This is a genomic window from Streptomyces sp. NPDC046759, from assembly GCF_040645475.1.
In the GTDB taxonomy this organism is placed as follows: domain Bacteria; phylum Actinomycetota; class Actinomycetes; order Streptomycetales; family Streptomycetaceae; genus Streptomyces.
Genome location: NZ_JBEYYJ010000014.1, coordinates 211,628 through 221,759, shown reverse-complemented (window position 1 = coordinate 221,759; position 10,132 = coordinate 211,628). Strand labels below are relative to the sequence as shown.

General features: G+C 71.3%; 9 protein-coding genes. 8 read left to right on the top strand and 1 reads right to left on the bottom strand.

Features of this window, described 5'->3' with window-relative positions; translation table 11 throughout:
• The 4 genes from ABZ919_RS20870 to ABZ919_RS20855 form a co-directional block, all read left to right on the top strand.
• On the top strand, window positions 1-533 hold a 533-nt coding region (locus ABZ919_RS20870; RefSeq protein ID WP_361249732.1), incomplete at its 5' end, for an alpha-glucosidase C-terminal domain-containing protein.
• 32 nt (window positions 534-565) lie between these two features.
• Window positions 566-1,930, top strand: a complete 1,365-nt coding sequence (locus ABZ919_RS20865; RefSeq protein WP_361249729.1) for a maltokinase — start codon at window positions 566-568, stop codon at window positions 1,928-1,930.
• Window positions 1,931-1,934: 4 nt separating this feature from the next.
• The gene (gene glgB / locus ABZ919_RS20860; protein ID WP_361249726.1) at window positions 1,935-4,136 is read left to right on the top strand and encodes a 1,4-alpha-glucan branching protein GlgB; all 2,202 of its coding nucleotides are present in this window, start codon (window positions 1,935-1,937) and stop codon (window positions 4,134-4,136) included.
• A 95-nt stretch (window positions 4,137-4,231) separates the two neighbouring features.
• Window positions 4,232-5,320, top strand: coding sequence for a glutamate--cysteine ligase (locus ABZ919_RS20855; protein WP_361249723.1), 1,089 nt, complete (start codon window positions 4,232-4,234; stop codon window positions 5,318-5,320).
• Window positions 5,321-5,329: 9 nt separating this feature from the next.
• Here the strand turns inward: ABZ919_RS20855 and ABZ919_RS20850 are convergent, their stop codons facing one another.
• Window positions 5,330-5,563 (bottom strand): DUF6480 family protein, encoded by a 234-nt coding sequence (locus tag ABZ919_RS20850; RefSeq protein WP_361249721.1) that lies wholly within the window; start codon window positions 5,561-5,563, stop codon window positions 5,330-5,332.
• A 150-nt stretch (window positions 5,564-5,713) separates the two neighbouring features.
• On the opposite strand from ABZ919_RS20850, the gene ABZ919_RS20845 reads away from it, so the two are divergent.
• The 4 genes from ABZ919_RS20845 to ABZ919_RS20830 all read left to right on the top strand — a co-directional run bounded on the left by ABZ919_RS20845 (window position 5,714) and on the right by ABZ919_RS20830 (window position 10,125).
• Window positions 5,714-7,612 carry an AMP-dependent synthetase/ligase gene (locus tag ABZ919_RS20845; protein ID WP_361249718.1) on the top strand — a complete coding sequence of 633 codons (1,899 nt, stop codon included), beginning with the start codon at window positions 5,714-5,716 and terminating at the stop codon, window positions 7,610-7,612.
• A 155-nt stretch (window positions 7,613-7,767) separates the two neighbouring features.
• Window positions 7,768-8,202, top strand: coding sequence for an ATP-binding protein (locus ABZ919_RS20840; protein WP_361249715.1), 435 nt, complete (start codon window positions 7,768-7,770; stop codon window positions 8,200-8,202).
• Between the two features lie 243 nt (window positions 8,203-8,445).
• Window positions 8,446-9,819, top strand: coding sequence for an NAD(P)/FAD-dependent oxidoreductase (locus ABZ919_RS20835; RefSeq protein WP_361249712.1), 1,374 nt, complete (start codon window positions 8,446-8,448; stop codon window positions 9,817-9,819).
• Between the two features lie 96 nt (window positions 9,820-9,915).
• Window positions 9,916-10,125 carry a DUF4287 domain-containing protein gene (locus ABZ919_RS20830; RefSeq protein WP_361249710.1) on the top strand — a complete coding sequence of 70 codons (210 nt, stop codon included), beginning with the start codon at window positions 9,916-9,918 and terminating at the stop codon, window positions 10,123-10,125.
• Window positions 10,126-10,132: the final 7 nt, after the last annotated feature.

The following is a 10,132-nucleotide window of genomic DNA, read 5'->3' as shown; positions in this document are numbered from 1 at the left end:
ACGAGATCGGCATGGGCGACAACATCTGGCTCGGCGACCGCGACGCCGTGCGCACCCCCATGCAGTGGACGCCCGACCGCAACGCCGGCTTCTCGACGAGCGATCCGGGACGCCTCTACCTGCCCACGATCATGGACCCGGTCTACGGCTACCAGGTCACCAACGTCGAGGCGTCGATGTCCTCGCCGTCCTCGCTGCTGCACTGGACGCGGCGCATGATCGAGATCCGCAAGCAGAATCCCGCCTTCGGCCTCGGCTCGTTCACGGAGCTGCAGTCCTCCAACCCGGCCGTACTCGCCTTCCTGCGGGAGCACGAGGACGACCTCGTGCTCTGCGTCCACAACTTCTCCCGCTTCGCGCAGCCCACCGAGCTCGATCTGCGGACCTACGACGGACGGCACCCGGTCGAGCTGATCGGCGGAGTCCGCTTCCCCGCGATCGGCGAACTGCCGTACCTGCTCACCCTGCAGGGCCACGGCTTCTACTGGTTCCGGCTCACCCGAGTCGCATCCCGCATCGGCCGCCGTCGCTAGAGCGCAAGGCGCCGAGGAAAGGACGCGTCACCATGCCGAAGACCATCACCGTCCGACCGAGAGCGGTGGCCGGCCTCGACAGGCACCTGGTCTCGCTGGGCGGGCTGCTGCGCCAATGGCTTCCGAGGCAACGCTGGTTCGCGGGCAAGGACCGGCCCGTCACCGATCTGACGGTGCTGTCCGTGACCAAGCTGTTTCCCGGATGTCTGCATCTGCTGGTGCACGCCTCCCACGCGCCCTTGCCCACGCCCGGCGGCTCGCCCCCGCCCGGCGACTGCTACCAGCTGCTGCTCGGTCTGCGCGAGCACCTCGCCCCGCGGCTGGAGCGTGCCTTCCTCGGGCGGGCCGAGCAGGGCCCGTTCGCCGGGCTCGCGGTGTACGACGCGCTGCACGACCCGCGCTCGGCCCATCTGCTGCTGGAGCGTCTCAGGCAGCCCGGCACGGCGGGCCCGCTGCGGTTCGAGGTGGACCCGGGCGCCGAACTGCCCGGCGGTCTCCCGCCGCGCCTGCTGGACGCCGAGCAGTCCAACTCCTCGATCGTGTACGGCGACGCGTACATCCTGAAGGTCTTCCGCCGCATCCAGCCGGGCGTCAACCCGGACCTGGAGGTGACGGCCGCGCTGGCCGCCCAGGGGTGCGCCCGGGTGCCCGCACCGGTGGCGTGGTTCGGTACGACCGCGCCGCAGCCGGCCACGCTGGGTGTGCTGCAGCCGTTCCTGCCGGACGCGACCGACGGCTGGACGCTCGCGCTGCGCGCCCTCGCCGCGGGCGACGACTTCACCGTCGAGGCGCGGGAACTGGGCCGGGCCATGGCCGAGGTGCATCTCGCGCTGGCCGAGGCGTTCGGGCCGGCCGGACCGGGCGAGAACGGCCGTACGGCCGAGGCGATGTGCATGCGGCTGGACGCCGCCGCGCACGCCGTACCGGGGCTGCGCCCCTACGTACCGGGGCTGCGGGCCGCGTTCGGCGCGCTCGCCACCTGCGACACCGGGCCGCCGGCCCAGCGCATCCACGGCGATCTGCACCTCGGGCAGGTGCTGCGGGCCGGCCGTGACTGGTTCGTCATCGACTTCGAGGGGGAGCCGTCCCTGCCGCTCGCCGAGCGGCAGGCCCCGCACTCCCCGGTGCGGGACGTGGCCGGGATGCTGCGCTCCTTCGACTACGCGGCCCGGCAGCGCCGCCCCTGGCGACCCGAATGGGCGCGCCGCTGCCGGGAGGCGTTCTGCGCGGGCTACGCGGCCCGCGCCGGCTGGGATCCACGCAAGAAGCACGCGCTGCTGCGCGCGCACGAGACGGACAGGGCGGTCTACGAGGTGCTGTACGAGGCGAGACACCGGCCCGACTGGCTGCCGGTACCGATGGCGGCGATCAAGCGACTCGCCGTGTGGGGAGGCTGACGTCATGGCCCTGCGTGACACCTCGCTCCCCGAAGCGGCCGGCCCCGCGCCGGCCCCGGCCGTGCCCCTGGACCCGGCCGACCGCGGCCGGCTGCTCGGCGGCGCCCACCACGATCCGCACGCCCTGCTGGGCGCGCACCCGGTCAAGGGCGGCACTCTGTTCCGGGCGCTGCGCCCGAACGCGCGGTCGGTGAGCGTCGTGGTCGACGGGATGCGCAGCGCGCTGAAGTCGGAGGGCGACGGCCTCTTCGCCGCAGTCCTGCCCTGTCCGGAGGTGCCGGCGTACACGCTGCTGGTGGCGTACGACGACGTCGAGCAGGAGGTGCACGATCCGTACCGCTTCCTGCCCGCCCTCGGTGAGCTGGACCTGCATCTGATCCGGGAGGGCCGGCACGAGCAGCTGTGGCAGGCGCTCGGCGCGGAGCCGATGACGCACGAGGGGGTGGCGGGCACCCGCTTCACCGTCTGGGCGCCCAACGCCCAAGGGGTGCGTGTGGCGGGGGACTTCACGTACTGGGACGGCACCCAGTACCCGATGCGCTCGCTCGGCGCGTCCGGGGTGTGGGAGCTGTTCCTGCCCGGGATCGGCGAGGGCGCCCGGTACAAGTTCGAGATCACCTCGCGGTACGGCCACCGGTTCCTCAAGGCCGACCCGATGGCACGGTGCACGGAGGTGCCGCCGGACACGGCGTCGGTCGTCACGGTCTCGCGGTACGAGTGGGGCGACGCGCAGTGGCTGGCCCACCGGGGCGACACGCCCGTGCACGAGGCGCCGTTCTCGGTGTACGAGGTCCATCTGCCGTCCTGGCGCCCAGGGCTGGACTACCGTCGGCTCGCGGAGGAACTGCCCGCGTACGTCGCGCAGATGGGCTTCACCCACGTCGAGCTGATGCCGGTCGCCGGGCACCCGTTCAGCGGCTCCTGGGGCTACCAGGTCACCTCCTACTACGCGCCGACACCGCGTCTGGGCTCGCCGGACGACTTCAAATACCTGGTGGACCGGCTGCACCAGGCCGGCATCGGCGTGATCATGGACTGGGTGCCGGCGCACTTCCCGAAGGACGACTGGGCGCTGGCCCGGTTCGACGGGGATCCGCTGTACGAGCCGGGGAACGCCGTGCGCGCGGAGCACCCGGACTGGGGAACGTACGAGTTCGACTTCGGGCGCACCGAGGTGCGCAACTTCCTCGTCGCCAACGCGGTGTACTGGTGCCAGGAGTTCCACATCGACGGCCTGCGCGTGGACGCCGTCGCCTCGATGCTGTACCTCGACTACTCGCGGGACTCCGGCCAGTGGGAGCCGAACGTCTTCGGCGGGCGGGAGGACCTGGACGCGGTCGCCTTCCTCCAGGAGATGAACGCCACCGTCTACCGGCGCTGCCCGGGTGTGGTGACCATCGCCGAGGAGTCCACCGCCTGGGACGGGGTGACCCGGCCGACGGACAGCGGCGGTCTCGGCTTCGGGCTGAAGTGGAACATGGGCTGGATGCACGACTCGCTGCAGTACATCAAGAAGGAGCCGGTGCACCGCAAGTACCACCACAACGAGATGACCTTCTCGATGGTGTACGCCTACAGCGAGAACTACGTCCTGCCGATCTCCCACGACGAGGTTGTGCACGGCAAGCAGGCGCTGGTGTCGAAGATGCCGGGCGACTGGTGGCAGCGGCGGGCCAACCACCGCGCCTACCTGGGCTTCATGTGGGCCCATCCGGGCAAACAGCTGCTTTTCATGGGGCAGGAGTTCGCCCAGGGGGCGGAGTGGTCGGAAGCCGACGGCCCCGAGTGGTGGCTGCTCGGCGACGACTACCACTCGGCCGGCGACCACCGGGGCGTGCAGGACCTCGTGCGGGACCTGAACGCCCGGTACCGGGCCACTCCGGCGCTGTGGCAGCGGGACAGCGACCCGGGCGGCTTCCGCTGGGTGCTGTGCGACGCGGCGGACGACAACGTCTTCGCGTTCCTGCGGTTCTCCGCCGACGGCTCTCCCCTGCTCGCGGTGTCGAACCTCTCCCCCGTCGTCCGGCACCGGTACCGGCTGTGGGTCGGCGACGAGATCCCCGCCTGGCAGGAGGAGCTGAACACCGACGACGTCCGCTACGGCGGCGGCGGGATCGGCAACGAGGGGCGGCTCAAGCCCGAGGGCGGGTTCCTGGAGCCGACGCTGCCGCCGCTCGCCACCGTCTGGCTGACGCCGGAGCGCTGAAGCGGCAGGTGTCGGCGGCCCGCCCAGGGGCAGTCGGGGGTCGTACAGACCTACGACTGCCCCTCGTGGCATGAACACGAAAGGGTGGCACTCACGTGCGCACCGTCGGAGTGGAGGAGGAACTCCTCCTGGTCGACCCGGACAGCGGCGAGCCGAAGGCACTTGCGGCGGCCGTCCTCGCCCGCGTCGCCCATGACGATCCCGGCCAGGACGTCTTCGAGAAGGAGCTGTTCGGGCAGATGCTGGAGTTCGCCACGCATCCCCAGGCGGACATGGCGGACCTTGGCGAGGAGATCGCGCGCTGCCGCAAGGAGGCGGCCCGGCACGCCGGGGAGCTCGGCTGCGGGGTCGCCGCGCTGGCCACCTCCCCGCTGCCGGTCAGCCCCTCCCTCAGCGTGAACGAGCGCTACCAGTGGCTGGCCGAGCAGTTCGGCATACCCACCTGGGACCAACTGGTGTGCGGCTGCCATGTTCATGTGTCGGTGGAGTCCGACGAGGAGGGGGTCGGGGTCCTCGACCGGATCCGCCCCTGGCTCCCGGTGCTCCGGGCGGTCAGTGCGAACTCCCCCTTCTGGCAGGGCAAGGACACCAGCTACGCCAGCTACCGCAGCCGGGTGTGGAACCGCTGGCCGTCGGCCGGGCCGACCGAGCTCTTCGAGTCGGCCGAGCAGTACCACCGGCGGGTGGCGGACATGGTGGCCACCGGGGCCCTGCTGGACCAGGGGATGGTCTACTTCGACGCGCGGCTCTCCGCCCGCTACCCCACCGTGGAGATCCGGGTGCACGACGTGTGCCTGGGCGCGGACACCGCCGCACTGATCGCGACACTGACCCGGGCGCTCGTGGAGACGGCCGCGCGGGACTGGCGGGCGGGCCGTCCGGCGCCCGGCCACAGCGTGAGCCTGCTGCGGCTCGCCGACTGGCAGGCCGCCCGGTACGGCCTGGAGCGGAACCTGCTCGATCCTGCGACCATGCGGCCCCACCCCGCCGCACAGGTGCTGCGGTCGCTGCTGGAGCACGCCGGGGACGCACTCGACGCCACTGGTGACGCGGAGCGGGCCGAGCAGGGCGTCGCGGAGCTGCTGCGGCGTGGCAACGGCGCACGCGAGCAGCGCCGGCTGCTCGAGCGGACCGGCAGCCTGCGGGACGTCGTCACCGAGTGCGTGCGGCGCACCCAGGGCTGAGCGCTCCGGTCAGAGGATCAGCGCCAGGGCGTAGGCGAGAAAGCCCACCGCTATCAGGGCGACGAGGAGGAGGATCAGCGTCAGCGGCGCCTTGGCCCATCCTCTGTGCTGGACGTGGGGTTCGCGCGGTCCGGCCTCGGGCAGGCTGCTCTCGGCGGGCGGGGTCTCGCCGGGCGGGACCGAGCCGCCGGGCTCCAGCCCGGTGGTGCGCTCGGGTTCGGGATCGGGGTTCACATAACTCATGTCTGCCGAGTCCCCAGGACACGGCCACATCATCAGCCGATCACGACTTCTCCGTTCCCGGCACCGGAGGCGCTTGCCTGGGCTACATTCGAGCACCGCCGACACAGAGCCGATCGGCGGTGTGACCCTCTGTACACTCAGGAGCAGCGCATGCGCGACGTCGCCCTTGCTCCCGGCGTTGCCCCCTCGCTCACCGGCGGCCTCGCCGACAGCGTCTTCGACAACGCGGAGACCAGCCCCACGCGTGCGGTGCTCGCGCATCGCGTGGACTCCGCGGCGACCGTGTGGCAGGAGGTGACGGCCGTCGAGCTGCGGGACGAGGTGGTCGACCTGGCCAAGGGGCTGATCGCCGCGGGGATCTCCCCCGGTCACCGGGTGGCCGTGATGTCCCGCACCCGCTACGAGTGGACCGTGTTCGCCCACGCGCTGTGGGCCGTGGGCGCGGAGCTCGTGCCGATCCATCCGGCCTCCGCGCGCGACCAGGTCGAGTGGATCCTGCGGGACGCCGGCTGTGTGGCCGTCGTCGTGGAGGACGAGCAGGACGTCATGACGGTGGGCACGGTGTGCGCCGGGCTGCCGCGGCTGCGCCACGTCTGGCAGCTGGACGCGGGCGCCGTGGGCGAGCTGGTCGGACAGGGCACGGTCGTGCCGTACACCACCGTGGAGTCGCTGCGCCGGATCGTGCTGCCGGACGCCACGGCCGCGGTCGTCTACACCTCGGGCACCTCCGGCCGCCCCCAGGGCTGCGCGTTGAGCCACCGCGGCCTCGCCTATCCCTGCGACACGCTGCTGGCCGGCTGGAAGCACACCGCGGCGCCGCCGGGTGAAGAGCCGTCCGTGCTGGCCTTCCTGCCGTTCTCCCATGTGTACGGCATCATGATCATGCTGACGTGTGTGCGCGGCGGCGTCCTGATGGGGCACGAGCCGGAACTGGGCGAGGCGGCGCTGGCGTCGGCGCTGACCACCTTCCGGCCGACGTACCTGTACGGCGTGCCGTCGCTGTTCGAGAAGCTCTACAAGGGTTTCCTGCGGACCGCCGCACGGACGGGCCGGGGAGCCCTGTTCGAGCGGGCCGCGCAGACCGCGCGCGACTTCGCCACGGCCGAGGAGCGTCGCCGGCTGGGCACCGGGCCGGGTCCCGGGTTCGAGCTGAGGGTGCAGCACGCCGTGTACGAACGGACGGTGTACCGCAAGCTGCGCGCGGCGCTCGGCGGGCGGGTGGTGCGCGGCACCTCGGGTGGTTCCTCGCTCAGCCGTGAACTGATCCTGTTCTACGAGGGCATCGGTGTGTTCCTCCACGACGGGTACGGCCTCACCGAGGCGTCCGGCGGGATCACCATGCAGCCGCTGGGCCGGGAGAAGTCCGGAACGGTGGGCCTGCCGCTGCCGGGCACCGAGGTCCAGGTGGCCGACGACGGGGAGATCCTGGTGCGCGGCCCGTCGGTGTTCCAGGGCTACATCGGCGACGAGGCGGCGACACGGGCCGCGGTGCGCGGCGGCTGGCTGGCCACCGGGGACATCGGGCGGCTGGACTCCGAGGGCTATCTGACGATCACCGGGCGCAAGAAGGACGTCATCGTCACGAGCGGCGGCAAGAGCATCGCCCCGGCGCCGCTGGAGCAGCGGCTGCGCATGCATCCCCTGGTCCACCAGGCGGTCGTGATCGGCGACGACCGGCCCTGCGTCGGCGCACTGATCACCCTCGACCCGGACTTCCTCGCACACTGGCGGACGGCCCTCGCGCTCCAGGGCGACAGTCCGGGCCGGGAGAGCCGCGAGGAGAACGCCCTGCGGGAGGAGATCGCACGGGCGGTCGCCTCCGCGAACAGCGCCGTCTCCCGCACGGAGTCCATCAGGGTCTACCGTGTCCTCCAGGAACCGTTCGCCGCGGACAACGGACTGCTCACACCGTCGTTGAAGCTGCGCCGTGACGCGATCGTTCGGCACTACGCCGCCGAGATCGACGCGATGTACCGGGCGCGCTCCCGGGTGGCGTGGGGTCCGCAGGAGCCGGCGGACTGGGACGAACCGGACGATGTCTTCCGCTGATTCGCTGCGCCGACCAGGTGGATCCGAAGGTACCGGCGACGCGGACGGATAGGCCGCCGGGGTGCGGGAACCCGCAAGCAGAAGCAGATCACCTACAACCGTCCCAGCCGGAAGGTCCCTCAGGACCCCGACCGTCCGGGACCGGGGATTGCGAGATGGCATCGGAGCCGCGTTGGGACGACACACCGCCTGCGGAGACCAGGAACGAACGCACCTTCTCCTTCGGCGGTGAGCTGCGCAATGTCACGGAGGCCCGCCTGGCCGCGGAGCAGTTCCTCTGTGCGCTGGCCGCGCACGCGCCGCCCGCCGCGCCCGAGTACTGGGACGACATCCTGCTCGTCGTGACGGAGCTGGCCGCGAACGCGATCCAGTACGCGCCCGGGCCGTTCGGGCTGCGGATGCGCCGCACCTTCGACGGCGTCCACGTGACGATGCGCGACACGAGCACGACCGAGCCGGAACCGCGCCCCTTCCACCCGCGCACGGGTGGCGGCGGCATCGGCTGGCACCTGGTGCACACGCTGTGCACGCAGGTCAGCGTCATCGTCCACGAGAAGGGCAAGGACATCCACGTGTTCCTGCCCTGGTGACGTCCCGGGGACGGTGGGTGCCGAGGTCGCATCACGCGGACGACGTGTGCGCGTACGACGTGTATGTGTACGACAACCGGTTACTCCACCTGCTGTGAGGGGCATGCTGGTGCCCACGCGTTCGTCTGCCTGCCGCACCCGGCTCGCGGAACGGCTCGGGGCACGGTGGGATCAATGGTGGTGCGCACCGATCCAGGGCAGACGAACGGCGTCGAATCGGACCGCCTGGAGCCGCAGAAAGGGATGAACACCGTGACACGACCCAGGATCCTGGTGGTTGGCGCAGGCTTCGCCGGAGTCGAGTGCGTCCGCCGCCTGGAGCGGAAGCTCGCTCCCGACGAGGCCGACGTCACCTTGGTGACGCCGTTCTCCTATCAGCTCTATCTGCCCCTGCTGCCCCAGGTCGCCTCCGGCGTGCTCACGCCGCAGTCGATCGCACTGAGCCTGCGCCGCAGCAAGAGGTACCGCACCCGGATCCTGCCGGGCGGCGCGATCGGCGTCGACCCGAAGGCGAAGGTGTGCGTCGTACGCACCATCACCGACAAGATCGTCAACGAGCCCTACGACTACATCGTGCTGGCGCCCGGCAGCGTGACCCGTACCTTCGACATCCCGGGGCTGACCGAGCACGCCTTCGGCATGAAGACCCTCGCCGAGGCGGCCTACATCCGCGACCACGTCATCACCCAGCTCGACCTCGCGGACGCCAGCGACGACCCGGCCGAGCGCGCCGCGCGGCTGCAGTTCGTGGTGGTCGGCGGTGGTTACGCCGGCACCGAGACCGCCGCCTGTCTGCAACGGCTGACGCACGCCGCGGTCGACCGCTACCCGCGTCTGGACCCCGGCCTGATCAAGTGGCATCTGATCGACATCGCGCCCAAGCTCATGCCGGAGCTGGGCGACAAACTCGGGCGCAGCGCACAGGAGGTCCTCAAGCGGCGCGGCATCGACGTGTCCCTCGGCGTCTCGATCGACAAGGCCGGAGCGGAGGAGGTCACCTTCACCGACGGCCGGGTGGTGCCCACGCACACACTGATCTGGACGGCCGGTGTGGTCGCCAGCCCGCTGATGGCCACCCTCGGCGCGGAGACGGTCCGCGGCCGGCTGGCGGTCACCCCTGAGATGTGCCTGCCGGGCCACGACGGGGTGTTCGCGCTCGGCGACTCGGCCGCCGTGCCGGACCTGGCCAAGGGCGACGACGCGGTCTGCCCGCCGACCGCCCAGCACGCCATGCGGCAGGGCAAGAAGGTCGCCGACAACGTCATCGCGACCCTGCGGGGCCAGTCCATGCAGCCGTACGTGCACAAGGACTTGGGACTCGTCGTCGACCTCGGCGGGAAGGATGCCGTGTCCAAGCCGCTCGGTGTCGAGCTGCGCGGGGTGACGGCCCAGGCGGTGGCCCGCGGCTACCACTGGTCGGCGCTGCGCACGAACGTGGCCAAGGCTAGGGTGATGACCAACTGGCTGCTGAACGCGGTCGCCGGCGACGATTTCGTCCGCACCGGCTTCCAGGCCCGCAAGCCCGCCCGGCTGAAGGACTTCGAGTTCACCGACGCGTATCTGACACCGGAACAGGTGCGGGCGCTGGTCGAGGGCAAGGCCCTGGAAAGCCCGTGATGTGACGCGGATCACCGAAGACCGCCGATCGTTTCCCGGTGGCCCGGCGGTCTTCTTCGGTGACCGGTAGACGTCACGCAGAGGGGACACACCGACATGACCGAGAAGACCGTGAAGGGCCCGGCGAGTTACTTCCCCTCGATCGAGAAGAAGTACGGCCGTCCGATCGCCGAGTGGCAGGAGCTGATCCGTTCCTCGCCGCTGACGAAGCACATGGACCTGGTCGGCTGGCTCAAGTCCGAGCATGGTCTCGGCCACGGACACGCCAATGCCCTGGTCGCCGCGACCCTGGCCGAGGGCAGGTAGCCGGGAG

Coding starts and splice junctions, on each gene's coding strand:
- ABZ919_RS20865 (WP_361249729.1), top strand. CDS start 566: ATGCCGAAGACCATCACCGTCCGACCGAGAGCGGTGGCCGGCCTCGAC.
- glgB (WP_361249726.1), top strand. CDS start 1,935: ATGGCCCTGCGTGACACCTCGCTCCCCGAAGCGGCCGGCCCCGCGCCG.
- ABZ919_RS20850 (WP_361249721.1), bottom strand. CDS start 5,563: ATGAGTTATGTGAACCCCGATCCCGAACCCGAGCGCACCACCGGGCTG.
- ABZ919_RS20845 (WP_361249718.1), top strand. CDS start 5,714: ATGCGCGACGTCGCCCTTGCTCCCGGCGTTGCCCCCTCGCTCACCGGC.
- ABZ919_RS20840 (WP_361249715.1), top strand. CDS start 7,768: ATGGCATCGGAGCCGCGTTGGGACGACACACCGCCTGCGGAGACCAGG.
- ABZ919_RS20835 (WP_361249712.1), top strand. CDS start 8,446: ATGAACACCGTGACACGACCCAGGATCCTGGTGGTTGGCGCAGGCTTC.
- ABZ919_RS20830 (WP_361249710.1), top strand. CDS start 9,916: ATGACCGAGAAGACCGTGAAGGGCCCGGCGAGTTACTTCCCCTCGATC.